Genomic DNA, 25590 nt, shown 5'->3' on the forward strand with positions numbered 1-25590 from the left:
GAGAGATCAGCGAAGTGAGGGACCGACGACGTGCGGTATCGGCGCCGTGCGGGGTCCACAACTCGACGCCGGCGGGAGGAGCGCGTCGTACACGACGTCCCCGTCCTGGAGCCCAAGACGGGTGCGGGAGAAGGCAGTTGATGCACCGTGAGCGCGCTCAACTTAGGCGCGCCGCATCAGGCTGTCAACGGCCGGAAAACATTCCCGTCACGCCCTTGACGCTCCCTCGCAACGTCCGTACGTTCCCTGGTCATACGTAGAAGCAAGTGCCAGGAAACCTCTTCCGTGGATGCTCATACGTATGAGCAGCTCTTTTGTGCACAGCCCCGCCCTTACGAGGAGCCAGGAGTCAGCCATGCCCACGAGAAGAGCCTTCCTAGCGCGTACCACCGCGGCGGCCGTCGTGATTCCCCTCGGGGCGAGCGCCTGCACGGCCGGCACCGGCGCGTCCGGGGCGGGCGGCACATCGGCGAAGTCGCTCGTGTTCGGCAAGACCGACGGAGGGACGACGTTCGTCCGCAACTACAACATGTTCGGCCCCGCCACACAGAAGTCCCCCAACAGCGAGATGATCTACGAGCCACTGGCCCGGATCGACTACAGCGACGGCGCGAAGGTCAAGCCCTGGCTGGCCAAGAGCCTGGAGTTCGACGAGGCCGGCACCACGCTCACCGTCACACTGCGCGACGACGTGACGTTCTCGGACGGCAAGCCGATGACCGCCGACGACGTGGTGTTCTCGCTGGGCATCCCACTGGCGGACTCCTCGTTCAACACCGGTGGCACCACCTACGAACGCGTCGCCAAGAAGGACGCCACGACCGTCACCCTCCACTGGAAGCAGCCCGCCTTCAGTGAAGTGGGCCAGCTGGCCTCGATCATGGTTCCCATCGTGCCCAAGCACATCTGGGCGGGCAAGGACCTCAAGAGCTGGTCGAATCCCGATCCGGTGGGCACCGGTCCCTTCACTCTGGAGCGGTTCGCGGCTCAGCAGGTGAACCTCCGCGCCAGGGACGACTACTGGGGCGGCAAGTTCGCCCTCAAGGAGCTGAAAGTCGTCCCGACCAGCGGCGACGCCGTGCGGGCCCAACTGCTGCGCGGCGAGGTGGACTGGGCGCTCATCGCCTGGAACGGCGCGGAGAAGGAGTACGAGGCCAAGGACCCCGAGCGTCACCTCTATCAGAAGTACGCGACCGGCGGCACCTACGCTCTCTTCTTCAACACCGCCAGGGCTCCCTTCGACAACGTCCATCTGCGACGGGCGCTGGCGATGACCGTTCCGCGCAAGGACATCGTCACCATGCTGGAGCGTCCCGGTACGGAGGCGGGCCCCACGGGACTGGTCGACGAGGTCTTCGGCGACGTGATCCTGCCCGAGTACCGGCACAAGGTGCAGGCGGTGGACGCCGCCGGGGCGCAGCGGGAGCTGGCGCTGGGCGGCTTCACGGTGCGGGGCGGCAAGCTGGTCAAGGACGGCAAGTCCTACGCTCCGAGGCTCTCCTTCAACCAGGACTACGGGTGGGACCCGTACGCCAACATCATGATCCGCAACTGGCAGAAGCATCTCGGGATCACCGTCAAGCAGGTCGGCGCCCCCAGTGCCAACCTGTACGAGCAGCAGCAGGCAGGCGACTTCGACCTCACCATCAACTTCACGATCGGCGGCGGAGTGGCCGGCGTCTACAGCGGGCTGAGCAGCCGGGCCCACCGCCCGCTGGGCGAGAAGGCCGCCACCAACTTCGGGCGGTGGAAGGACCAGGCCACCGACACCTCGCTCGGCAAGCTGCTGGGGTCGAACGATCCCGCGGTGACGAAGACCGCCACGGAGGAGCTCCAGAGGATCGTCGCCGACCAGGTGCCGTACAGCCCCATCTACAACAGCTACTGGTTCATAGCCATCAACGCCTCTCACTGGGCGGGCTGGCCCACCCCCGAGCGCTTCTCCCACGTACCGTTCCCGGGCCTGGGCCCCGACGCCACGCTGACCTTGATGGGCCTGAAGCAGGCAGCCAAGTGACCACGGCGACCGCTCCCGCCGAGCCTGCCGTACCCGACGCGCCCGCCCCACGAACAGCGGGAGTTCCCCGCCGCTGGCGGTTCCTGGCGCGCCGCCTCGGCTTCTACCTGGCCGCCGCCTGGTCGGCGATCACCCTGAACTTCTTTCTGCCGCGGCTCATGCCGGGCGACCCGTCCGCCGGCATCGTCGACAAGCTCCAGCGGGTCAGCGGCCAGCAGCTGTCGCCGAGCGCCCTGGAGTCGATCCAGAAGGTCTTCGGCGAACCGGACACGAATCTCGGCCGCCAGTACATCGACTACCTGGGCCAGTTGGCGCGCTTCGATCTCGGTGTCTCGGTCAGCAACTTCCCCACGCCGGTGAGCGAACTGTTGTGGCAGGGACTGCCCTGGACCATGCTGCTGGTCGGATCGACCACCGTGATCGCGTTCGTCCTCGGCACCGGCATCGGCGCCGTCGCGGGCTGGAAGGCGGGCAGCCGCTTCGACACCGTGGTCAGCCCGCTCACCACGTTCGTCTCGGCCGTCCCGTACTTCTGGATGGCGCTCATCGGACTGTGGCTGTTCGGCTTCCAGCTGGGCTGGTTCCCGCTGGCCGGCGGATACGACGCCGACCTGCCGATCGGCTTCTCCCCGTCGTTCCTGCTCAGCGTGCTGCACTACGGGGTGCTGCCCGCCACCACCATCGTCTTCTCGGCCTTCGGCGGCTGGCTGCTCGGCATGCGCAACATGACGGTCACCACCGTGCGCGAGGACTACGTTCTCCTCGCCCAGGCCAAGGGCCTGTCCAACCGCAGGGTGATGCTCCGTTACGCGGCCCGCAACGCCGTCCTGCCGAACTTCACCGGCTTCGCCCTCGCCCTCGGTCACGTCGTCGGCGGCGCCCTGCTGACCGAGGTCGTCTTCAACTACCCGGGTGTCGGCTATCTGCTCTTCACCTCGCTCCAGCAGCGCGACTACCCGGTCATGCAAGGGGTCTTCTTCCTCATCATGCTGACCGTTCTGCTGGCCAACCTGCTGGCCGACTCGGTGTACGCCCTGCTCGACCCGCGTATCAGAGAAGGAGGGTGACGGGAGTTGAGCACCGCATTCCTCACCAGCTGGAAGGTCCGCGTCGGCCTCGGCATCCTGGCCTTCTTCTGTCTGCTCGCCGTGTTCGGGCCCTGGCTGGTGGACAGCCTGCTGGGCCTCGACCCGCGCGAGAACGACACCGCTGTCATCGCCCAGCCACCCGGCGCCGACCACCTGCTGGGGACCAACCAGTTCGGGCAGGACGTCCTCGCCCAGGTCGTCGCCGGGGCCCGCGGGTCGATGTACGTGGGGCTCCTCGGCGCGGTGGTCGGTACGGCGATGGCGATCCTGATCGGCGTGCCGGCCGGGTACTACGGCGGCAAGGTGGACGCCGGCCTGAACTTCCTGACGAACCTGTTCCTCGTCCTGCCCGTGCTGCCTCTCATCCTCATCGTCGCCGGCTATCTGGAGGGCACGGGAATCACCACCATCGCCCTGATCATCGGCTTCTTCGGCTGGTCCGGCGGCGCCCGCACGCTGCGCGCCCAAGCGCTCAGCATCGCCAACCGGGACTTCGTACGGGCCATGCGGATGCTCGGCGAGCGAGGCCGCAGGCTGGTCTTCGCCGAAGTGCTGCCCCATCTCACCGGCCTCATCGCCTCGATGTTCCTGCACGCGATGATCGGCGCGGTGATGGCGGAGGCCGGGCTCGCCTTCCTGGGCATCTCCGACTCCTCGGCGATCAGCTGGGGCACGATGATCCAGTCGGCGCAGCAGCAGAGCGCCGTGCTGCGCGGCCTGTGGTGGTGGTTCGTACCGCCCGGCCTGTGCATCGCCCTGATCGGTACGGCCTGTGCCCTGGTCAACTTCGGCGTCGACGAGATCGCCAACCCCAAACTGCGCGTCGCCCGCCCCGTCTCCGCGCGGCGCGCCAAGCGGCTCGCGCGCACGGGCGGTGGGGCGTGATGGCCATGTGCCCCGTGCTGCCGCGCTGCCCGAAGACCGTTCCGGCGCGCTGCCCGATGGTGCCACCGCGCCGTCCGAAGGCCGTACGGCCACGCGGCCCGAAGACCGTTCCACCGCGCCGTCCGACGACCGTTCCGCCCGGAGGTGGCTCCCGATGACCGTACAGGCCGAGCAGTACAGGCCGGCCAAGGCCCCGGCCGGGCAGGCCGTCCTCGAAGTACGTGGCCTGAGCGTCGAGTACGCCACCGGTGGCGTACCCGTGCGCGCCTGTACCGACATCTCCTTCACCCTGCGCCGGGGGGAAATCCTCGGCGTGGCCGGGGAGTCGGGCTCCGGGAAGTCGACGCTGATCACCGCCCTGACCCGGCTGCAGCGACCGCCCGCCGTCACCACCGCGGGGGAGATCCTCTTCCATGGCCGTGACGGTTCGGCGCCCGTGGATCTCGTCACGCTCGACGGCAGGCGGATGCGCCGCTACCGGTGGACCGCGCTGTCCATCGTGCTCCAGTCCGCCATGGACGCGCTGAACCCGGTGATGCGGATCGGTGCCCAGTTCGCCGACGTCCTGCGGGCCCGCGACCGCTCGCTGAGCAAACGGGACGCCTGGGCGCGGGCAGCCGAACTGCTCGCCCTGGTCGGCATCTCCGCCGACCGCGTCCGCGACCATCCGCACCAGCTGTCCGGCGGCATGCGCCAGCGTGCCGCCATCGCCCTGGCCCTGGCCTGCGGGCCCGAACTGGTGGTGATGGACGAGCCGACAACGGCGGTCGACGTCGTGATGCAGCGCCAGATCCTCGCCCAAGTGCTCAGGCTGCGGAGCGAGTTGGGCTTCGCGGTCGTCTTCGTCACCCACGACCTGTCGCTGTTGCTGGAACTGGCGGACCGTATCGCCATCATGTACGCCGGCCGCATTGTCGAGGTGGGCGAGGCGGCGGCCCTCTACAGCGCCCCGAAACACCCCTACACCCAAGGGCTCCGCGACTCCTTCCCGCCGTTGCACGCCCCGCTGCGCACCCTGCACGGCATCCCCGGCACCCCGCCCGACCTGCGCCGCCCACCGCCCGGCTGTCCCTTCCACCCGCGCTGCGCCCAGCGGATGACCGGGTGCGAGGAACGGCTGCCGGCGCTGCTCCCCGTAGGACCGAAGGCGGGGCACGAGGCGGCGTGCCTGCTCAACGACACCGACACCGACACCGACGCCAAGACCGACACCGACAGCGGCGAGACGAAAGGCGGGATCCTGTGAGTACGGTCCTGCGCGACCAGGCGCCCGAGGCGGATACGCCGGAGTACGTGCTGGAAGCACGCGACGTCTCCAAGCACTTCACCGTCCGTGGCCCCCTCGGCGGCACGACCGTCGTACGCGCTGTCGAAGACGCCACCGTACGCCTGAGGCCCGGTCAGATCCTGGCGCTGGTGGGGGAGAGCGGCAGCGGCAAAACCACCCTGGCGCGGATGCTCGCCCGCTTCCACGAACCCACACGGGGTGAGATCGTGCTCCGCGGCGAGAGGGTGAGCGGCAACCGGCGGGCACAGCGCGCCTACCATTCCGAGGTGCAGCTGATCTTCCAGGACCCCTTCGGATCGCTGAACCCGCTGCACCGTGTCCGCTACAACCTCGACCGTGCGCTGTGCCTGCACCAGCCGCACCTCACGGCCAAGGGGCGAGAGACACGGATCGCCGAACTCCTCGAACGCGTCAGCCTCACCCCGGCCGCGGATTACACCACGAAGTTCCCCCACGAGCTGTCCGGCGGCCAGCGCCAGCGCGTCGTCATCGCCCGCGCACTCGCCGTCGAGCCCAAGGTCCTCCTCGGCGACGAACCGATCTCCATGCTGGACGTGTCGATCCGGCTGGAGATGCTCAACCTCCTGAAGGGACTGCGCACCGAGGACGGCCTCGCGCTGCTCTACATCACGCACGACATCGCCAGTGCCCGCTATCTGTGCGACGAGATCGCCGTGATGTACGCGGGACAGATGGTGGAGTCGGGCCCCAAGGAAGACGTGATCGCGTCTCCCCAACACCCGTACACCAAACTGCTCATAGAGTCCTCGCCAGACCCCGAGCGCGGCGTCGGCGACCGCGACAAACTCTTCGCGGGAGCCGACGAACTGGGCGAGCCGCCCAGTCTGATCGACCCGCCCACGGGCTGCCGGTTCCACCCCCGCTGCCCCTTCGCGATGCCGGAGTGCGCCGTCGAGGCCCCGCCGCGCACCGAGTTGGGCGGCGGGCACTGGGCGAAGTGCTGGCTGCACGCCAAGGGCCGGGCCGGCGAACTCGCCGGGACGACACATGCCGCGGCGACCGTCGCCCGGCGGGAGAAGCTCCAGGGGGCATCATGACAGCGCGACGCCGAGCCAAGGCACCCAGCCAGGCCGACGTGGCACGGCTGGCCGGGGTGTCCCAGTCGGCGGTGTCCCGTGTGATCAGCGGGAACGCGGCGACCGCGCGCATCCCGGAGGAGACCAGACAGCGGGTCTTCGAGGCGGTGCGGGAACTGGGCTACGTCGCCAACCCGGCGGCGCGCGCCATGCGCAAGCAGCGCAACAACCTGTTGGGCGTGCACACCTTCGAGCGGGTGTTCCCCCGCGCGCACGAGGACTTCTACTTCGAGTTCCTCCTCGGCATCGAGGAGCGGGCCGAGGAGACCGGGTTCGACCTGGTGCTGTTCACCTCGACCGGGTCCGGCACCGACGGCGAACGCCAGATCTACAAGGACGGCACCAATCGGCTCAACCTCGCCGACGGCAGCATCCTGTTCGGTGTCGCCGCCGACCGCGGCGAGCTGGCCCGCCTCTGGTACGAGGGCTATCCCTTCGTCCACATCGGCCGCCGTGACGTACCCGGAGCGCAGATCCCACAGATCGTCCCCGACTACCGCTCCGCGAGCGGACAGATCGTCGAACGGCTGGTGCGGCACGGCCATCGGCGGCTCGGCTACATCCGTGAGTGGCTGCAGATGGAACCGTACGACGACCGTCGCCTCGGTTACGCGGAGGCGGTCGAGCGGCTCGGGCTGACCGATGCCTCGCCGGGGTTCCACGGCGCCGTGGACATCGACGGACCGTGGCTCGACGAGGTGGCGCGCGGCGCGGTGACCGCGATCGTCGTGGAGTCCGTGCGGCTCGCGGAGTCCCTGCGCGAGCAACTGGCCACGCGCGGACGGAAGATCCCCGACGACGTGTCCGTCGCCGTGCTGGAGGCGGCGCCCGTGGACCTGTCCGGACAGTGGGACTCCCTGGTGATCCCCCGCGTCGAGATCGGGCGACTGGCCGTGGACCGGCTGGAGGCCATGCTCGGCGATCCCGACCTGCGCACCGGCAGCCTGCTGGTGCCCTGCCCGCTGATTCCCGGTACCACCGTCGCGGACGCGCGCGCGTAGGCCCGGTCAACCCCCACCACCCGACAACCCGGACGCGCCGGCACCCGAGCGGCGCCGTCCGCCGGTCCCGGCTGCCCCGACGCCGACGACCGACCCCCGCGACCGTAGAGCCGGCAGAAGGAACCCCGAACCCATGACAGACATACGAACCGAGGTCCTCGTCGTCGGCGGCGGCCTCGGCGGCGTGGCCGCGGCGCTCACCGCCGCCCGGCTCGGCCGGACCGTGGTGCTCACCGAGGTCACCGACTGGCTCGGCGGGCAACTCACCGCACAGGCCGTACCGCCCGACGAACATCCCTGGATCGAAGGCCCGGCGGCGCCACCGGGTTACACCGAACTGCGCCGCCGGGTACGGGACTACTACCGGCGCAACTACCCCCTCAGGCCCGATGCCGCGCGGGACCCGCTGCTGGATCCGGGGCTCGGCGTCGTCAGCCGCATGTGCCACGAACCGCGGGTGGCCGCCGCCGTCCTGGAAGAGATGCTCGCCCCGTGGCGGTCCTCCGGCGCGCTCACCGTCCTGACCGGGTACGAGCCGATCGCCGCGCACACCGACGGCGACCGCATCGAGGCCGTCACACTGGCCGGCCGGGACGACGGCCGGGACGGCCGGCGCGAGATCACCGTCCAGGCCGACTACGTCGCCGACGCCACCGAGCTCGGCGACCTGCTGGAACTCGCCGGCGTGGAACACGTGATCGGCGCCGAAGGGCGCGACGAGACCGGGGAGCCGCACGCCCCCGAGACCGCCGACCCCCTGGACCAGCAGGCCGTGTCCTGGTGCTTCGCACTGGACCACCGGCCCGGCGAGGAACATGTGATCGACCGGCCCGCGTCCTACGACCACTGGCGCACCACCGTCGCCCCGTTCTGGCCCGGTTCTCAGCTCTCCTTCACCGACGTCGAACCCATCACGCTCCGGCGGCGCACATGGGCGCTGATGGGCGCCGACCGGGCGGCGGGCGAGCACTTCGACCTGTGGCAGTTCCGCCGCGTCCTGGCCCGCGAACAGTTCGCGGCCGGTGCCTTCGCCTCCGACGTCACCGTGGTCAACTGGCCGCAGATCGACTACTGGGAGGCGCCGCTGCTCGGAGTCGACGCCGGGCAGCGACAAGCGGCACTCGACGCCGGACGCGAGCTGTCCCTGTCCTTCCTGTACTGGCTGCAGACCGACGCCCCCCGTCCGGACGGCGGCACGGGCTGGCCCGGTCTGCGGCTGCGGCCCGACGTGACGGGCACCCCGGACGGCCTGGCCAAGGCGCCGTACATTCGTGAAGCCCGCCGTATCAAGGCGGAGTTCACCGTCCTCGAACAGCACGTGGGCGTCGAGGCCCGCCCGCCGGGCGCGGGCGGCGCGGTGTTCCACGACAGCGTCGGCCTCGGCAGCTACCGCATCGACCTGCACCCCAGCTCCGCGGGCCGTTCGTACATCGACATCGAGTCCTACCCCTTCCAGATCCCCCTGGGTGCGCTGATCCCCGTCCGTGTCGACAACCTGCTGCCCGCCAACAAGAACATCGGCACCACACACATCACCAACGGCTGCTACCGGCTGCACCCCGTGGAGTGGGCCATCGGCGAGGCGGTCGGCGCGCTCGCCGGATTCTGCCTCGACCGGGCACTGCCGCCCCGCAAGGTCCGCTCCGACCCGAACCAACTCGCCGACTACCAGAGGCTGCTCGGCGACACCCTCGGCATCCAGCTGGCCTGGCCGGAGGAGATCCGCTCCCGGCCGCATCACTACTGAGAGGAATCCGCCGTGAGCGGCGACGAGCACGAGTCCCGTATCAAGGAACTCCTGGGACGGATGACGGTCGAGGAGAAGCTCGGTCAGCTGCAACAGCTGGCCTGGGCGTGGGACACCGGACCGGGCGGCGGCGACACCGCGGCGGCCGAGGCCGCCGCCCGGCACGGCCTGCTGGGTTCGGTGCTGAACGTGGTGGGCGCGAAGGCGAGCAACGCGCTGCAGCGCATCGCGGTGCGGGAGTCCCGCCTGGGCATCCCGCTGGTCTTCGGCCTGGACGTGATCCACGGCTTCCACACCACGTTCCCGATCCCGCTGGGCCAGGCGGCGGCCTTCGATCCGGCGGTGACGGTGGCGGACGCGGAGGTGTCGGCGCGTGAGGCGCGGTCCAACGGGATCCACTGGACGTTCTCCCCGATGATGGATGTGACCCGCGAGCCGCGGTGGGGCCGGATCGCCGAGAGTACGGGCGAGGACCCGTATCTGACGAGCGTCTACGCGGTGGCCAAGGTACGTGGCTACCAGGGCGACGACCTGCGCGCCCCGGACCGGATCGCCGCGTGCGCCAAGCACTTCGTCGCCTACGGGGGTGCGGAGGGCGGCCGCGACTACAACACCGTCGACGTGTCCGAGCAGCGGCTGCGCAACCTCTATCTGCCGCCGTTCAAGGCCGCCGTCGACGCCGGCGTCGCCACGGTGATGGCCGCCTTCAACACCGTCAACGGCGTTCCGGCTCATGGCAACGCGCACACCCTGACCGGCATCCTCAAGGAGTCGTGGGGTTTCGACGGGGTGGTGGTCAGTGACTGGACCGGCGTCCTGGAACTGGTCACGCACGGAGCCGCGGTGGACGAGGCCGAGGCGGCACGGCGGTCACTGACCGCCGGGGTGGACATGGAGATGGTCTCCACCACCTTCGCCGAGCACGGCCGCCACCTGCTGGCCTCGGGGGCGCTGACGGGCGAGCGGCTGGACGACGCCGTGTCCCGCGTACTGCGGCTGAAACTGCGACTGGGCCTGTTCGACCGCCCGTACGTGGAAGAGTCCGCCGCTCTGCACGCCCCGAGCGCGCGGGCGCGGGCCGCGGCGCGCGAGGCGGCCTCACGTTGCATGGTGCTGCTGAGGAACGAGAACGCCCTCCTGCCTCTGGAGATGCCTGCCGGGAGTTCGCTCGCGGTCATGGGCCCGTTCGCCGACTCCGGTGACCTGCTGGGTACGTGGACGCTGCCGGGCGCGCCTGAGGCGGTCCCGGTCCTGTCCGCGCTGCGGGAGGCCCTGCCGGACACCGACGTTCGCCACGCGCTCGGGGTGACGGCGGAAGGGGCCGACACCTCCGGTCTCGCGGAGGCGGTCGCCGCCGCCGAGGCCGTCGACACCGTGGTGCTGGTGGTCGGCGAGCCGTCCGCGCTCAGCGGGGAGGCGGCCGTACGCAGCGAACTTGGCCTGCCCGGTGCGCAGGAGCAGCTGATCGACGCGGTCGCGGCGACCGGCACCCCGTGCGTGGTGGTGCTGGTGGGCGGGCGTCCGCTGACGATCGGCCGGTGGGCGGACAAGGTGTCGGCGATCGTGATGGCCTGGCATCCGGGCATCGAGGCGGGTCCCGCCGTCGCGGACGTCCTGACCGGCGCGGTCGTTCCGGGCGGCAAGCTCCCGGTGACGTTCCCGCGCGTGGTGGGGCAGGTTCCGCTCCACTACGACCACGAGCGGACCGGTCGCCCGTACAACCCGGCCGAGCCCGGCGTGAAGTACGTGTCGAAGTACCTCGACGTGGCCGACGGCCCGGCTTTCGCGTTCGGCCACGGCCTGAGCTACACCACCTTCGGGGTGGGGGAGCCGCGGTTGAGCCGCGAGCGGATCACCTCGGACGAACTGCGGGCGGGCGCACGGGTCGAGGCGAGCGTCCCGGTGCGCAACACCGGCGGCCGGGAGGGCGAGGAGGTGGTCCAGCTCTACATCGAGGACCCGGCCGCGACCATCGTCCAGCCGGTGCGCCGGCTGCGCGGCTTCCAGCGGGTCCGGCTCGCGCCGGGGGAGGAGCGGCACGTCCGCTTCCTCCTGGGCGCCGACGACATCGGGTACTGGACCAACGACCCGGACGGCGTGTTCACCGTGGAGCCCGGCGAGATCCACCTTCACACCGGCAACAGCTCACGGACCGGCACCCGGCGCACCCTCCTGATCACCTGACCGCCGTTACGGGTCCTGTCCCCCCTGGCCAGGACCGTCTCGACCCGGACGACGGAGCCGTCCGCGAAGGGAGCGATGCACCACAGAACGCACCACAGAACCTTCCCTACCGCCTGGACGTCACGCCGGCCACGCCGCGTTGTTCGTTCACGGCATGCCTCAACCACGAGTCGTCACCCGCGTGTGCGTGCACCGTCACGGCCACGCGGAAGGGAGAAGCATGAGAGCAAGGACTGTATGTGCCGCGGTGGTGGCCCAGGGAATGCTGGGACTGCTGCTCGCGGGGGTCGCCACCGGCACCCCCCGCGCCGCCACCACCTACTACGTATCGCCCACCGGCAGCGACAGCAACACCGGTCTCTCCGCGGACCAGGCGTGGAAGTCGACCGCGAAGGTCAACGGATTCAAGTTCCCGCAGGGGAGCGTCGTTTCCTTCCAGGGCGGTCAGACGTTCACCGGCTGTCTCGTCTTCAACTCCACGAACGTCCCGGCGTCGTCGGCCTCGACGCCCTTCAAGGTGACCTCGTACGGCACCGGTCAGGCCACCCTCAAGTCCAGCTGCACCGGCGACTATTCGGCGGCGGTCGCCGCGGACAACGTCAGCGGTTTCGAGCTGGCGAACATGAAGGTGGTCAACGGGACCACGACCGCGGCCGGTGTACTGCTGCAGAACCAGACGTCGTCGACGGCGGCCAAGGGGCTGAAGGTCACGGGTTCGGACATCTCCGGATTCGCGACTCCCAGTGGCAGCGGCAGCACCTTCGGCGGACAGATCATGGTCCTGGGCTACGCGGTCAACGCCAACAGCGGGCCGCTGGACGACGTGCAGATCCTCAACAACAAGCTGTACGGCGCCGCCGTGACCTCCAACGCCGGGCCCGGCATCTACGGCTGGGGCTCGGGGACCAACATCACCAACGTCCGGGTCGCGGGCAACACCGTCTACAACCTGGGCATGTCCGCCCAGAGCACCGGGGCCGCGCTGACCGCGAACGGCTGGAACGGCGCCGTCATCGAGCGCAACCTGGTGCACGACATCGGGGCGAACGTGACCTCGTGCGGCGGCGCCAGCGGGATCATGACGTACACCTCCAACGACGTGACGATCCGCCACAACGAGGTGTACAAGGTGCAGCCGGTCCCGGACTACACGGCCGGCTGTGACTGGGACGGCATCGACCTGGACGGCGGCACCACGAACTCGGTGGTGGAGCGCAACTACACCCACGACAACGCGGGCAGCGGCTACCTGGCCTACACCTCGACCGTCGGCTCGATGGTGTGGGGGCCGAACACCTACCGTTACAACATCTCCGAGAACGACGACTGGGCGAACGCCCAGGGCGGCCTGTTCGACGTGGTGCCCAGCGCACCGAAGAAGGCGCTGTCGATCTACGGCAACACCCTCTTCACCGACAAGGACCAGAGAGCGAACAAGAAGGCGGGCGCGAGCGCGTGCTTCAACTTCGGCTACGCCTCGGGCACATGGGCCGCTGGATCGCAGATCAAGGACAACATCTGCCACATGGCCAACAAGGGCACGTACGGCAAGACCGGCCAGCTCTACTACAACCCGTACGGGCAGACCGGCATGACGCTGGCGAACAACCTGTACTTCGGTACGAACACCGGCGGCTGGCGCTGGGGCGGCACCACCCACGCCGACTTCGCCGCGTGGAAGGCGGCCGGGCTGGAGTCGGGATCGGTCTGGGGTGACCCCTTGTTCACCTCCCCCGGCGCGGACGCCCCGTGCTCCTGGTCGCCCTCCTCGGGCACCGGCCCCCAGCCGTGCCCCCAGGCGTTCACCCTCAAGCCCGGCTCCCCGGCACTCAAGACGGGCACGCCCGTGTCCGGCAACGGCGGAGTCGACTACTACGGAACGGCAATCCCGAGCACCCCGAACATCGGGGCGGACGCGGGTTAGTCCCTGACCGTGGCGGCCCTGTCCGTCCTCCGGGGCGGACAGGGCCGCGCGGGTGCCGAGGGGAGCAGCGCCATCGCGCCCACTCTCGACAACCGCAGCGCCCCGCAGCTGCTGACGGCCCGTCCCGCCTGCCGCCGGCGGGCGGGACGGACCCGGGGGCGTGGCCCTGGCGGTCGGCGGTGACCTCGCCACATGCTGGGCCGCCGGGGTGCCGCTGGTCCTGGCCGCTGCCCCTCCGCGAGATCAAGGCGCGTACGCCATCCGTACGCGTTCAGTACGCGGCATGTGCGCTTCACGCTAGGGTCGGGGCGGGAGGTGTTCATGTCCGAGTTGTTCGACGCGGTCGACGCGCTGCTCGCGTCCCGCGCCACGCTGCCGCCTCCGGCGGAGCGCAAGCGGCTGCGTGCCGCGCACGGTCTGACGATCGACGAGGTGGCCACCGCGCTGAAGGTGCGGCGGGCCACGATGTCCGGATGGGAGTCCGGGAAGACCGAGCCGCGCCCGCCGGAGCGGGACGCGTACGCCCGGCTGCTGGAGAAGCTCGCGGAGCTCTACCCTGCCCCCGTCGACGACACGGCTGTGGCAGCCCCCGCGCAAGACGTCGCGATGCCGGTCGCGTTGACCGATGCACCCACTCCGGCTGCGGAAGTACGGGCCCCGGATGCCCCGGTGGCCGCGCGTACGACGAGCACCACCAGGAAGAAGGCGCCCCCGGCCAACGCCCCGGCGGACATGCCCGACCCGCGTTTTGAGAACGGCCCGCTCGCGGTCGTCGATGTCGAGGACGGGCAGGTACTGGCGTACTGCACCGGCGGTCTGGTCCTGGACGTGCCCGCCAAGTCCGTCCCGGCCCTGGTCGACTGGACTCTCACCGAGGCCAAGCTGGGCGCGCCGAAGCTGTCCGGTCCGGGAAAGCCGGCCGACCCGCTGCTCGTGCTCACCGAGGCCGCACTGGAGCGCTACGGCCTCCCGGTCTCCCTGACGGAGGAGGAGCGGCTCGCGGGCAGGCTGCCGGAGGGCCACAAGGTCCTCAAGCAACTGGTGCGTGCGGACTGGAGGTTGACGAAGCGCGGGTTCGGCCCGTGGGCGCGGATCTACCGCCCGGCCAAGGGCTCGGAGCGCCAGTGCGTCCAGTTGTGCATCCCGTCCTGGCAGGCGCTCGACACCCGGCACTGGGGCGCGGCCGGCCGGCTTCCGCCGGCGGAACTCGCGCGGGTGCTGGGTACGTACGCGTCAAGGGTGATGACGCCGCGCGGTTCCACCGCCGTGACGGGCCTGGAGCTGATGACGGCGCTGAATCCGCCGACGTACGCCGTCCGGGACGAGGCCAGTGGCACCTTCCGGCAGGCCGACGAGAAGAACCCGGGATCGCTGGGCGCGGACCCGGTGGACTGCGCTCCGTGCGAGGCCCCCGACGGTCACCCGCTCCTGGTGGATCTGCCGCGCTTCCACATTCGCGGCCCGGGGGAGAAGCTGTTCGAGGAGGCGTACGACTGGGCGCGCCCGTTCACCGACGCCGACTACCAGCGTCGCCACCTGGTGGGCCTGGACGTCAACATGGCGTTCGCCGCCGGAGCGAACGGCCTGGTCGTCGGCCTGGGCGCACCGACCCACGTCCAGGCGCCGGTGTTCGATCCGAAGCTGCCGGGCAGCTGGCTGGTCGACCTCTCCCATGTCGACCTGTCGAGAGTGAAGGCAGGCAAGGAGTGGGTGGAGCTGGACGGCAGCCTCCTGCCCAGCCCGTTCACGCCGAAGGGCGAGCGCCCGACGGGGCCGGCCTGGTACGCGACGCCGACCGTCGCGTACGCGGTCGAACTCGGCTACGACGTCGCCCCGATCGAGGCATACGTCCGCCACGACAACGGCCGCTACCTGGACGGCTGGTACAAGCGGCTGCGCGACGCCTACCTCGCGACGATGGCCGACCTCGGTGTCGGCGCCGACCTGGCCCCGGCCGACTTCCTCACGGCGATGGACGGCTACCGCAGCCGCGACCCCGAGCTCGCGATCGTCGTGTCCGCGATCAAGGCGACGGTGAAGGGCGGCCTGGGCAAGCTGCGAGAACGCCCGCGCGGCGAGGGCTGGAAGCCGGGCCAGCCGTGGCGCGCCCTGTCGAGGCCGACATGGCGGCCGGACATCCGCGCGGCCGTCATCGCCCGTACGCGGATCAACCTGCACCGCAAAATCGTGAAGCACGCGGCGTTCACCGGGCAGTACCCGGTCGCGGTCCTGTCCGATTGTGTCGTGTACGCGGTCGACGGAGAGTCCCCGATTGACTTCCTGCCGTACCGGCAGGGCAAGCCACTGCCCGGCGGCTTCAAGCTCGGCATCAACCCCGGCCTGGTCAAACACGAGGGCACCCAGAGCGTCCTGTGGGGCGAGGGCGTACGGGAACAGTTCGACGCCCCCGAGCTCAACCTCGCCCGGTACATCAAGGACGGCACCGTCACCAACGTCGACAACGGCGAGTAGGGGAAAGCGACGATGAGCATGTTCGGGGACGGCCTGGACGCGGCGGTGCAGAAGGCGTTCACCCGCCCGGCGCCCAAGAGCGCGGGCGCGCAGATGCGTTACCTGGTCAAGCAGCTCAAGGGCACGAAGGCCGTCGCCCAGATGCTCCGGATCTCCCAGCGCACGGTCGAGCGGTACGTGAAGAACCAGATCAAGAAGCCCCGCCCGGACCTCGCCGCCCGCCTGGAGACCGAGGTCAAGAAGCGGTGGCAGCCGCAGATCCGGGCCAAAGCCCGCGAGAAGGCGGCCAGCACCGACGGTATCGTCATCGACACCCGCGCCCGGCTCGGCTACACCGCGCCGATCGGCTCCACGGACCAGGACCGCATCCGACACCTGACCGTCGCACTGCCGCCGCAGTACGCCGCCCGCCTCTTCGAGGCCCAGGAACAGGGCGTGTCCGACCAACGCCTCCAGGAGATCGCGGCCGAAGCACTCAAGGAGACCTACTTCCAGGACGGCGGCACCCGCGCCGGCTCCCTGGAGGAAGTCCGCTTCACCGACATCGAGCACCTGGAGTTCGACCTGTAGCCTCCGATCGGCGGTCCGTGGTGAGACGGTGCCAGCGTGTGGCGTTGACGATCGGAGTCTCGACACCCAGAAGTCTTCGTCGGCGGCCTCTGCACGGAACCCGGGGTTGTCGGATTCGAAGCCTTCCGCCGAGCAGAACCGACATCCGTACCGGCTCAACTTCCTTCGGCTAGCCTCACCGCATGGCTCTCACCGTTGATCAGTTGGCCGGTTACGTGGACCGGGATCTCGACGCCGATCTGGGGCGCTGGTTCCCCAACGAACCGCGCGTTTACATCCCGGCGTCGACACGCTCGGTCGAACCGTTCCTCGCCAAGCTCCCGCACGACGCGGCGACCGCGTTGGCCGGCTTCGACGGCAGGGTCCGATCGGGAACCGTGGCGCAGTTTCTCGACATCTATGACTGGTCGTACGGTTTCGACTTCGAAGCGAACGACTGCGAGATCCTGGACTCCGACTATGAGACGGAGCTTTCCGGCGACGACGTGTGGTCCATCGGCTGCGACGGCGCGAGCAACTACTACGTCGTGCTCACCAGCGGCCGGGTCGCGGTGTGGCTCCACGAAGAGCAAGTCATAGAAGCCCACACGCAGTTCGACAACCTCGACGTGTTCCTGTGGTCGGTCGTCCGGTCCCACGCCGTGCGTGCCGGCGCCCTTGACCTGGCCGCGGTCGAGGCCGACTTCCGGTCCCTCGGGCAGCCCGGAGTCCTGGCACCGAAACTCGGGCTCCTCGCCCACGCGTCCCGATACCAGGCGTAGTTGGAATCAACGATCCCCCGACAATCGGCGGCGGCATCGAGGCGCGCTGCCGTCCAGCCAGACCAGGGCGATGGTGAGCTCCTGGCCTGGCTCGCCGATCCGACGCCGCACCGGGACCCGCACATCATCAAGGCACACGGTGGCGGTTTCCGATCTCTTCCAAAGTGACGAGGCACGCCAGCTGGAGCAGAGCGACAACTCACCGTATGTGGTCCCCGAGGGCGTATCGGCTCCAGGTGCCTCCGGCTTCGATGACCAGCCGGGTAGCGGTCCGGTCCTGGTGGCCGAGCGCCTTGGACCGGAGGAGGACACGGTGCGCAGTTTCGGGACGGGTCAGACCCTCGTACGGCCTGACGTGCACCGGCCGGGGCGGGTGTGGAGTGAGCTGGCGCTGCGGGTTGTTGCTGACACGGGCGAGTGGACCTGGTGGTCACGCCCGACCTCACTCGCTGGGAGTGGAAGGACGCAGACGAGTACGCCCACGTGCGACGGCTCGGCATCGTCTCCGACACCGAGCACCGGGCCGTCGAGGCCGCGCGCGGCGAGGTGTTGGCGATGCTCGCCGAACTCTCCGGGGTCTTCGCGCAGGCGCAGCGGTGGTCGTCCTGGAGGTGGGAGCCGGCCTGGCCCACACCGTGTCTTCCCCCTGGTGCGACAGCTGCGGAGAAGGTCACACCGGAAGCGGGCTGAACCGCTGTCTGGAGGTTGGGCCCCGGTCGGGGGACCGCACATGTGACCAGAGACGGGAGCCCGGCAGAATCGGACACCGTTCGTTGTGCCTGGTCAACCTCGTTGGGTCAGCCGGTCCGTGACGATGGCACCTCTTTCCCACGCGACAGCCGTGGGGAAGAGGTGCCATTGCGTCTGAGGCTGGCGCCCGGCCCGCGCTGCTCAACTCGCGGCGTGGGACGGGCTGCGCCGTCATGACGGCGACGAGCTGGTTACCGGCTTGCGGAAGACTTCGTGGGACCCACTCCGGCTTTCAAGTGATGGCGCATCGCGGGGTTGTCCCTGAGATCCTGATGAGGCGCTGTGTTGTGCCTATCTTGGTTCTTGAAGGCTTCTTCCTGGTAAGCCCTCCACGTTTCCGGCATCGGGCGTGATGGCATGGATGGCTGCTCGGGTATCGGGGCCAATCTCGTTGTGCCAGACAGCATTGCCTGCTGGACCGCCAGGAGTTCCGCCATGCGGGCGTTGTCACCAGGGGGAACGTTAGAGGGCATATTCTCTCCCGCTACTTAGGGATCGGACAGGTGTCCACCGATCTCAACGGCCGAGGCTGAGGAACGGTTCACCCGAACCTCGACCTGCCGGGAATCCGCCTGTCTCTGGCCGCTGTTGGCCACGCGGCCAATCGTCGGGGCGGCCGTGGGGGCCGTCGCGGCGGATGCCGCTGTTGGCGAAGGACCGCAGGTGACCGTCGCCGGTGCGGCAGGTGTGCCCTGGGAGCCCGCGGAGGCAGCCGAGCCGGTCGGACGAGGCCGGTCGGCTCCGGCTAGCGTTTGATCCCAACGCCCGCCAGCAGGCTGATCTGTGCGTCCGTGATCTCGGCCGCGCCCGTGACGGACTCGGTGGGGCGCCAGCGGTGGCAGCAGCAGATGCCGGGGTCGACCAGATCGAGTCCGTCGAAGAAACGGCCTACTTCGCTGTGCGTACGGAACTGCACCGGGGACCCCGACTTCGTATAGACCTCCGCGACCTTGTTCCAGGTGACGGGGTCGAAGTCGGGCGTGCAGTGGTTCATCGCGAGCGCGCTGCCCGCCGGGAGCGGGTCGAGAAGCCGGCGGACGATGGCGTACGGGTCGTGGGGGTCGGTGATGAAGTGCATGAGCGCGTTGAGGGACAGGGCGATGGGCTGGTCGAAGTCCAGCACTCCCGCGTCCTCCACCGCTCCCATCAGCGCGTCGGGGTCGATAACGCTGGCCTGGACGTAGGCCGTGCGTCCCTGGGTCGTGCTGCGCATGAGGCGTTCGGCGTACTTCAGGACGAGCGGGTCGTTGTCCGCGTACACCACGCGGGCGTCGCGCGCGACGGACTGGGCTATCTGGTGCAGGTTGGGCTCGGTCGGGATGCCCGTTCCGATGTCGAGCCACTGGCGGATGCCGTACTCCTGCGCCAGGACCCGGGTCGCCCGGTGCATGAACGCCCGGTTCTCGCGCGCGGTCACGTAGATACCGGGGTGAGCCTGGGCGGCGACCAGGGCCGCTTCCTTGTCTATCTCGAAGTGGTCCTTGCCGCCGAGGAAGTAGTCGTACATCCGGGCCGAGTGCGCCTTGCTCGTGTCGAGATCCTGGCCGGCCTGCCTGGTGGTCATGTTCTTCCCTTCATGCCTGTGTCTGTCGGCCCGCGGGCCAGGAACGGGGACGGGGACGGTGCCGTCGTCCCTTCTGCTCACCGCCGGGTCATCCGGCGGTCAAGTGGTCGGCCAAGCCCTCTTTGACTCCCCGGACGAACGCGGTGATCTCCTCCGGCGTGTAGATCAGCGCCGGGCCGGCCGGGTCGGTGGACTGCCGTACGGCGACGCGGCCGTCGGCGAGTTGTTTCGTCTCGACGCACTGACCGCCGTTCGGCCCGCTCCAAGGGTGCTCCCAGCCCTGTTCGCCGAGACTGTGCGCCGGCATGCCGTTGTAGACGCCCTCATCGGTGATCGTCATGAGTACTCCTTGCGCATGCGGTTCAGGAGCGCCTTGCTGTCCTCGGACGACGTCAGCAGTGCCATACGCGAATGTGCCTCGAGATGGGAGACCACGTCCGCGCGCTGGTCCAGGTAGACCGAGGCGCACAGGAGTTCGCTGTAGACGATGTCCGGCAGTTCGGGTTCCTCGAACCGGAAGTATGTGAACGGCGCGCACGCGCCGACATGCGCCCCCGCGGTGAAGGGCACGATGTCGACGCTGACGTGCGGCAACTCCGAGACGTCCAGGAGTCGTTCAAGCTGCTCTCGCATCACGTGAGGGCCGCCCACCACCCGGTGCAGGACGGCTTCCTCCATGACCACCCACAACGTGGGGGCGTCCTCCTGGTCCAGCAGGCTCTGGCGGCGCAGACGCAGCTCGACGCGGCGTGCGAGCTCCTCCTCGCTGCCGTTCGGCAACCCGCCGCGCAGCACGGCGTGGGCGTAGTCGGGGGTCTGAAGAAGCCCGGTCACGTACTGGGGTTCGTACGTGCGCAGCGTCTTGGCGCCGGCCTCCAGGCTGACGTAGGCGGTGAACCAGCTGGGGACGGCATCGCGATAGGAGTGCCACCAGCCGGGTTTGTTGGCCTGCTCCGCCAGGTCGACGAACTCGTCGATCTCCTGGCGCTCCGCGCCGAAGGTCTCCAGCAGCTTCTCCGCGTAGAGAGGCTTCAGAGCGACCTCGGCCTTCTCCAGCCGGCGGATCGTCAGGGTGGTTACGCGCAGAGCCTTCGCCGCGTCCTCCAGCGAGGCACCGGCAGCGACCCGCTTCTCCTGCAGCCGACGGCCGAGGATCATGCGCAGGACTGTCGGTGCGCTGGTGCTGGAACGGGCCTCGCTCACGCCCAACCTCCTGATGAACCGTCAACAGAGCCATTCTGACAGCGATTTGATGACGACGCCAGACTGATACCAGCGCTGCTGAAATTATCAGGGAGTCGGTTGCAGCGTGAGCTCTATCGCGCGCATAGTGGACGTGTGAGCGGTCAAGTCACAGCAATCACGCGCAGATGCGGTCCGGACAGGGCGACGACATCGATGCCCTTGCCGGTCCCTCCTCGCTGCCGTGCGACCGCCTCGGCGTACGCCGCTCACCGCCCGAGTTGCGTCCCGCATCCCCCACCTCCTCACCGCGCCCCGTTACCGGAAGGCGCTGGAAGGCGACAACCGTGACTCTGTCCACGCCCTCAGCCCCGGCCTCGCCCTCCTCCTTAGCCGGGACCGCGTCGCGCCGGGAGTACTGGTTCGGCCTGCCCGCCCTGGCCACCAGCGTCAGATCCGCCCGGGACACCGTGCGAGACCGGGTCCGTGCCTGGAACCTGCCCGGCGACACATGCTGCGACGCGGTGCTGCTGGTCTCCGAGCTGACGACGAACGCCGTACTCCACACCGGCAGCCGTCATGTCCTGTGCGGCCTCACGCTGACCCGCGACGAGCGGCGCCTGCGCATCGAACTCCACGACGAGAGCGACACCCTGGTCAGCCCGCCCGAGACCCGCGCCGGCCCCGGACAGGAGGGCGGACGAGGGCTGTTGCTCGTTCAGCAGCTCTCGTACAGCTGGGGCTCCGCGCACTCGACGTGGGCCGGAGGAAAGGTCGTCTGGGCAGAGCTGACGGCCCACCCGTGACGCCGCGGGCGACGCCGAAGTCGGTGTCGCCCACGGCGGCGACAGCTCGGACGGGGCGGCCGGGACCGGTCGGCCGCGCTCCGGACCGGTTGCCCCGCCCGACGGCGGCGATCGCACGGCACCGCTGAGTCCCCTTCGCGCGGCGGGACCCCTCCTCCTCGATCGATCTGTAGAAGGCGCCCATGACTCCCCACGATGAAGCCGCTCCTCACGTCGTGTTGTACGTATGCGTCGACCGGGCCCGGGTCGCGCCGGGGGGAGCAACGCAGCGCGCGCGGACGGAAGGCCACGCATACGCCCGGGAGCGCGGACTGGCGATCGCCGAGGTTGTCACCGATACGTACGGTGAGCCCGACCCGGCCCGGCGCAGAGGGTGGCAGCGGGTGAGACAGCTGGCGCAGACGGGCGACGTCACCGCGGTACTCGTCCGCTGGCCCAGCACCATCGCCCCGGAGCCCGCGCACGAACTCCGGCACCGCGAGGTCGCCTGGCTCCACGAACTGGGCGTGCGCGTCCGGTACACCTGGCCGCCCTTGTCGTCGAAGGGGTTGTGAGACGCGGTGATCCCGGCTGATGTCGTCGATCACCCTCGTCGACGAGGAAGCCGGCCAGCTTGACCCAGGCTCCAGGTCGAGAGTGGAAGGCTGTGCCCGGCCGGCTTGGGCTTGGGCTTGGCGATCTTCTTGCTCGTGAACGTCACCGTCGCGATGTGGTCGACCACCACGCCCCGCGCGGACAACAACACCATCCGGGCCCGCCGCCAAGTCACCACCGACCTTGTACCCCGGCGGCACAGATGGGGTCCTACGCAAACAGGGCAGGTCTGGACTGACCAGGGCGCGCTTCGGGGCTCGGGTCCGCCCGGACAACTCTTCTTGTCGGGCCGGGACCCGCACCAGTGGCCCGGCGACTGCCGTAGAGGTGTCCTTTCCGATCAGCCCGCCGGTGTGTCGACCGGCGCCAGCCGGCCTCGGGGCGCGCACCGGCGGCGTTTGTCGGGGAGCAGCTCGGTGATGCCCTGGCCGTCGCAGTGCTCCAGCAGGGGAACGGTGACCCGTCGGGTGGTGTCCAGGGCGCGGCTCGCCGTTCCCACGGTGAAGGGCTGGTCGAGTTCGCTCAGCCGGTCGGCCGCCAGCGCGGGTGCGTCCGGCAACAGCACCACATGCTCGGCGAGTTGCAGCACCGCTCCGTGGCGGACAGCCGCGGCGAGCTCGCGGCGGCCGAGGCCGAGTTCCACGAGCTGCTGGGCGTGAGGCGCGGCGAACGGCCGGCGTACGAGCTCCTCGGTGAGCCGGTCCACCGCGTCCGCCACAGCAACGGGCAGCGCCGCGGTCCCGACGGTCACACGACCGCGGCTCAGCCGCAGGGGAGGCGTGACCAGTGCCTCCACCAGAGAGACGGCCGGCAGCCCCAGACGGTGCCGGGCGGCCTCCAGCGGCATGCCCTCCTCGGTGGGCCGCCGGGAGATGTACGCGGTGACCAGTTCGGCCAGCCGGGCCCTCAGAGCGGTCCAATGGGCGGGGTCCGCAAGCCAGTCGCCCGCGACCGGAGCGGTACGGACGGTCACCCCCATCGCGGTCAGCTCCCCGCGCCTGACCAGCAGCCGGCGCCGTAGCTCGGCCGCCTCGTCCGGCGTGCCCCGAGCGTCGCCGAGCTCCGCCGCGCGCCGTGCCGCAGAACCCCGGCGCAGCAGTTCCGGTGGCTGGGGATCGAGCACCTCCACGCCGGCCAGCACACGCCGCAGACCGGGATCGCGCAGCACGGCGCGGTCACCGATACGCAGCGGCAGCGGCGCCGGCAGGGCCAGCCGGACGACATCCGCGCCGAGCGGCCGTACGCGTACGGGGACGGCCGCCGAGCCGATGTGGGCTATCGCGGTGCGGGGCAGCGCCGCGGCCGGTGTTCCGCCGCGCAGGCGCACGTCGCAGCGGAGGCTGGGGAGGAAGCTCTCAGGGGTGAGCAGGGCGTCGCCGCGGCCCGTCGACTCCTTGTCGAGGTCCCTGAGGTTGACGGCGACCCTGGCGGTGGCCCGCACCAGATCGGTCTCCTCACCGAGGGCCTGCAGAGCCCTGACGCGCACGCGACGGCCCGTCCGGGCGGTCACCAGGACATCGCCCCGGCGGATCCGCCCCGCACCGAGCGTGCCGGTGACCACCAGCCCGCTGCCGCGCACACCGAAGGCCCGGTCGATCCACAGCCGCACCGGGGATTCGGGGTCCCCGTCCGGCAGTTGCGCGGCCAGCCGCCCGAGGGCGGCGCGCAGCTCCACAAGGCCCGTGCCGGTACGGGCGCTGACGGCCACCGCCTCGACGTCGCCGAGGGTACTTGAGCGGATCCGCTCCAGCGCCTGCGCCGTGGCGGGGCCCGGGTCGGCCAGATCGCAACGGGTGACGGCCAGCAGTGCGTGCCGTACACCCAGGGCGTCCACGGCGGCGAGGTGCTCGGCGGACTGCGGCATCCAGCCTTCGTCGGCGGCGACGACGAACAGCACGGCGGGCACCGACCCCACGCCGGCCAGCATGGTCGGGACGAACCTCTCGTGACCCGGCACGTCGATGAACGCGAGCCGTTCGCCCGACGGCAGATCCGTCGACGCGAAGCCCAGGTCGATGGTCAGACCACGGCGCCGCTCCTCCGCCAGCCGGTCGGGGTGGCTGCCGGTCAGCGCCTCGATCAGTGTGCTCTTGCCGTGGTCGACATGCCCCGCCGTCGCGATGACCCGCACGATCACAGCCCCGCCGCGCGCAGCACCGCGGCAAGGATCTCGCCGTCGCACGCCTGCGGTACGCATCGCAGATCCAGCAGCAGCCGCCCCCGCACCACCCGGCCGAGCACAGCCGGTTCACCGGTGCGCAGCGGCGTCGCCAGGCCGGCGGGGAGACTGAGCGCACAGGACGGCAGGACGGTCCCGGGCGCACCACCTCCTCCCACCACCGCCTCGCAGGGCACGACACGCGCGTCCAGACCGTGGCGCGCCACGTCCTCGGCCAGACCCAGCGTGCGGACGCGCAGCTGCCGGAGCGGCATGTGTACGGCCGCGTGCACGGGTGGCTCGGGCCCGCGCAGTGTCGCTTCCAGCGCGGCCAGGGTGAACTTGTCCACACGCAGCGCACGGGCCAGCGGATGGCGGCGCATCCGTTCCACGACGCCGGCGCTGCCGAGGACCAGCCCCGCCTGCGGACCACCGAGCAGTTTGTCCCCGCTGGCGGTGACCAGCGTGGCCCCGGCGTTCAGCGCCGTGGCCGCGTCCGGCTCGTCCGGCAGCACAGGGTCGGGCGTGAGGAGGCCGGAGCCGATGTCGACCACCACGGGCAGGCCCAGCGAGGCCAGTTCACCGGCGTCCACCTCCTGGGTGAAGCCGCTCACCGTGAAGTTCGACGGATGAACCTTGAGGATGAAGCCGGTGTCCGGGCCGACGGCGTCCGCGTAGTCGGAGAGACGGGTGCGGTTGGTGGTCCCGACCTCGCGTATCCGGGCACCGCAGGAGGCCAGCAGTTCGGGTATCCGGAAGCCGTCGCCGATCTCCACGAACTCGCCCCGGCTGAGCAGGATGTCGCGCCCCGGGGCCAGCGTCACCGCCGCCAGGGCCAGGGCGGCGGCCCCGTTGTTGACGACATGGACATCCTCCGCGGCCGGCACCGCCTCCCGGAGGGCCGCCATGGCGCCGCGGCCGCGCGGCGCTCGTCTGCCGGTCCCCAGGTCCAGCTCGACGTCGGTGTATCCGCCGACCGCCGCCATCGCCTCCAGAGCGGCCCGCGACAGCGGGGCGCGTCCCAGATTCGTGTGCAGCACCACGCCGGTGGCGTTGTGTACGGGGCTCAGGCCGACCGCCCGCGCGGGAAGCGCGGCGAGAGCGGCATGGACCGCGTCACCCGGGCCGATCCGCCCCTCGCGTACGGCCTGCTGGGCAATGGCGACGGCGGCCTTGACGAGGGGCCTGCCCAGCCGTGCCAACGCTTCGCCCAGCCGGGGGTCGCCGAGCAGCACCGTGGCGCTCGGCACCTGCCGCCGGGTGTCCGCCGGCGGCTGCCGCGTCTTGTCCGCCACCGTGCACCCCGATCGAAGTCAGCGGAGGCGGACGGGAATCGAACCCGCCTGGCCCGGTTGCCGGACCACACCGATTTTGAAGATCGGGAGGGGCACCAGCCCGCCCAACGCCTCCGGGGCAAGATTCTGATCGCCGCACGCTGCTGGGGCAAGAGGTGAAATGATCGTCGTATGAAGACTGTTGGCCCCGCCACCGGGTCCGCCGCG

Annotated in this window: 20 protein-coding genes, 1 tRNA gene and 1 pseudogene; 15 read left to right on the forward strand and 7 right to left on the reverse strand. The window is 70.2% G+C overall.

The genetic code is table 11. The features are described 5' to 3' along the window. Positions 1-355 precede the first annotated feature (355 nt). The 13 genes from BHU15_RS26635 (at position 356) to BHU15_RS26695 (ending at position 17724) form a co-directional block, all read left to right on the forward strand. Complete coding sequence (locus tag BHU15_RS26635) at positions 356-2017, forward strand: ABC transporter substrate-binding protein (RefSeq protein ID WP_255293223.1); 1662 nt, start codon at positions 356-358, stop codon at positions 2015-2017. Positions 2018-2100: 83 nt separating this feature from the next. After that, positions 2101-3084, forward strand: coding sequence for an ABC transporter permease (locus BHU15_RS26640; RefSeq protein ID WP_069629521.1), 984 nt, complete (start codon positions 2101-2103; stop codon positions 3082-3084). A 6-nt stretch (positions 3085-3090) separates the two neighbouring features. Continuing rightward, a complete protein-coding gene (locus BHU15_RS26645) occupies positions 3091-3990 on the forward strand; it encodes an ABC transporter permease (RefSeq protein ID WP_069629501.1) in 900 nt (299 codons plus the stop codon). A gap of 154 nt (positions 3991-4144) precedes the next feature. Further along, positions 4145-5236 (forward strand): ABC transporter ATP-binding protein, encoded by a 1092-nt coding sequence (locus tag BHU15_RS26650; protein ID WP_069629522.1) that lies wholly within the window; start codon positions 4145-4147, stop codon positions 5234-5236. Next, complete coding sequence (locus tag BHU15_RS26655) at positions 5233-6336, forward strand: ABC transporter ATP-binding protein (RefSeq protein WP_069629502.1); 1104 nt, start codon at positions 5233-5235, stop codon at positions 6334-6336. The genes BHU15_RS26650 and BHU15_RS26655 overlap by 4 nt, the downstream gene beginning before the upstream one ends. Then, a complete protein-coding gene (locus BHU15_RS26660) occupies positions 6333-7376 on the forward strand; it encodes a LacI family DNA-binding transcriptional regulator (RefSeq protein ID WP_023543798.1) in 1044 nt (347 codons plus the stop codon). Before BHU15_RS26655 ends, BHU15_RS26660 begins: the two co-directional genes overlap by 4 nt. 133 nt (positions 7377-7509) lie before the next feature. Further along, complete coding sequence (locus BHU15_RS26665) at positions 7510-9123, forward strand: FAD-dependent oxidoreductase (protein WP_069629503.1); 1614 nt, start codon at positions 7510-7512, stop codon at positions 9121-9123. Between the two features lie 60 nt (positions 9124-9183). After that, on the forward strand, positions 9184-11307 hold the full coding sequence (locus BHU15_RS26670; RefSeq protein WP_069629523.1) for a glycoside hydrolase family 3 N-terminal domain-containing protein: 2124 nt from the start codon (positions 9184-9186) through the stop codon (positions 11305-11307). A gap of 220 nt (positions 11308-11527) precedes the next feature. Further along, on the forward strand, positions 11528-13231 hold the full coding sequence (locus BHU15_RS26675; RefSeq protein WP_069629504.1) for a right-handed parallel beta-helix repeat-containing protein: 1704 nt from the start codon (positions 11528-11530) through the stop codon (positions 13229-13231). Between the two features lie 321 nt (positions 13232-13552). Next, complete coding sequence (tap, locus tag BHU15_RS26680; protein WP_069629505.1) at positions 13553-15703, forward strand: telomere-associated protein Tap; 2151 nt, start codon at positions 13553-13555, stop codon at positions 15701-15703. A gap of 12 nt (positions 15704-15715) precedes the next feature. Next, complete coding sequence (tpg, locus tag BHU15_RS26685) at positions 15716-16273, forward strand: telomere-protecting terminal protein Tpg (RefSeq protein ID WP_023543803.1); 558 nt, start codon at positions 15716-15718, stop codon at positions 16271-16273. A gap of 182 nt (positions 16274-16455) precedes the next feature. Continuing rightward, on the forward strand, positions 16456-17034 hold the full coding sequence (locus BHU15_RS26690) for a hypothetical protein (protein ID WP_069629506.1): 579 nt from the start codon (positions 16456-16458) through the stop codon (positions 17032-17034). Between the two features lie 426 nt (positions 17035-17460). Further along, positions 17461-17724, forward strand: coding sequence for a hypothetical protein (locus tag BHU15_RS26695; RefSeq protein ID WP_247748488.1), 264 nt, complete (start codon positions 17461-17463; stop codon positions 17722-17724). Between the two features lie 805 nt (positions 17725-18529). Here the strand turns inward: BHU15_RS26695 and BHU15_RS26700 are convergent. The 3 genes from BHU15_RS26700 to BHU15_RS26710 all read right to left on the reverse strand — a co-directional run bounded on the left by BHU15_RS26700 (position 18530) and on the right by BHU15_RS26710 (position 20551). After that, positions 18530-19348 (reverse strand): SAM-dependent methyltransferase, encoded by an 819-nt coding sequence (locus BHU15_RS26700; protein ID WP_069629508.1) that lies wholly within the window; start codon positions 19346-19348, stop codon positions 18530-18532. 88 nt (positions 19349-19436) lie between these two features. Next, entirely contained in the window at positions 19437-19688 is a 252-nt protein-coding gene (locus tag BHU15_RS26705) for a DUF397 domain-containing protein (RefSeq protein WP_023543808.1), read from the reverse strand. Continuing rightward, positions 19685-20551, reverse strand: a complete 867-nt coding sequence (locus BHU15_RS26710; RefSeq protein WP_069629509.1) for a Sco1979 family transcriptional regulator — start codon at positions 20549-20551, stop codon at positions 19685-19687. The genes BHU15_RS26705 and BHU15_RS26710 overlap by 4 nt, the downstream gene beginning before the upstream one ends. 416 nt (positions 20552-20967) lie before the next feature. Here BHU15_RS26710 and BHU15_RS41590 point away from each other — a divergent pair, with 416 nt between their 5' ends. Continuing rightward, positions 20968-21336: an ATP-binding protein gene (locus BHU15_RS41590; protein WP_255293224.1), complete on the forward strand. Its 369-nt coding sequence runs from the start codon at positions 20968-20970 to the stop codon at positions 21334-21336. A 383-nt stretch (positions 21337-21719) separates the two neighbouring features. Next, a complete protein-coding gene (locus BHU15_RS41595) occupies positions 21720-21890 on the forward strand; it encodes a hypothetical protein (RefSeq protein WP_247748486.1) in 171 nt (56 codons plus the stop codon). Between the two features lie 9 nt (positions 21891-21899). On the opposite strand, the pseudogene BHU15_RS42330 reads toward BHU15_RS41595, so the two are convergent. The 4 genes and pseudogenes from BHU15_RS42330 to BHU15_RS40380 all read right to left on the reverse strand — a co-directional run. Continuing rightward, positions 21900-22132 (reverse strand): annotated as a pseudogene (locus BHU15_RS42330) (IS630 family transposase); the annotation flags it as partial. Positions 22133-22270: 138 nt separating this feature from the next. Continuing rightward, positions 22271-24067 carry a selenocysteine-specific translation elongation factor gene (gene selB / locus BHU15_RS26730; RefSeq protein WP_368483221.1) on the reverse strand — a complete coding sequence of 599 codons (1797 nt, stop codon included), beginning with the start codon at positions 24065-24067 and terminating at the stop codon, positions 22271-22273. Further along, on the reverse strand, positions 24064-25383 hold the full coding sequence (selA, locus tag BHU15_RS26735) for an L-seryl-tRNA(Sec) selenium transferase (RefSeq protein ID WP_079128394.1): 1320 nt from the start codon (positions 25381-25383) through the stop codon (positions 24064-24066). The genes selB and selA overlap by 4 nt, the downstream gene beginning before the upstream one ends. A 21-nt stretch (positions 25384-25404) precedes the next feature. Continuing rightward, positions 25405-25498, reverse strand: a tRNA-Sec gene (locus tag BHU15_RS40380). Between the last annotated feature and the right edge of the window lie 92 nt (positions 25499-25590).

Source organism: Streptomyces niveus, from assembly GCF_001723055.1.
GTDB classification, from domain to species: Bacteria; Actinomycetota; Actinomycetes; order Streptomycetales; family Streptomycetaceae; genus Streptomyces; species Streptomyces niveus.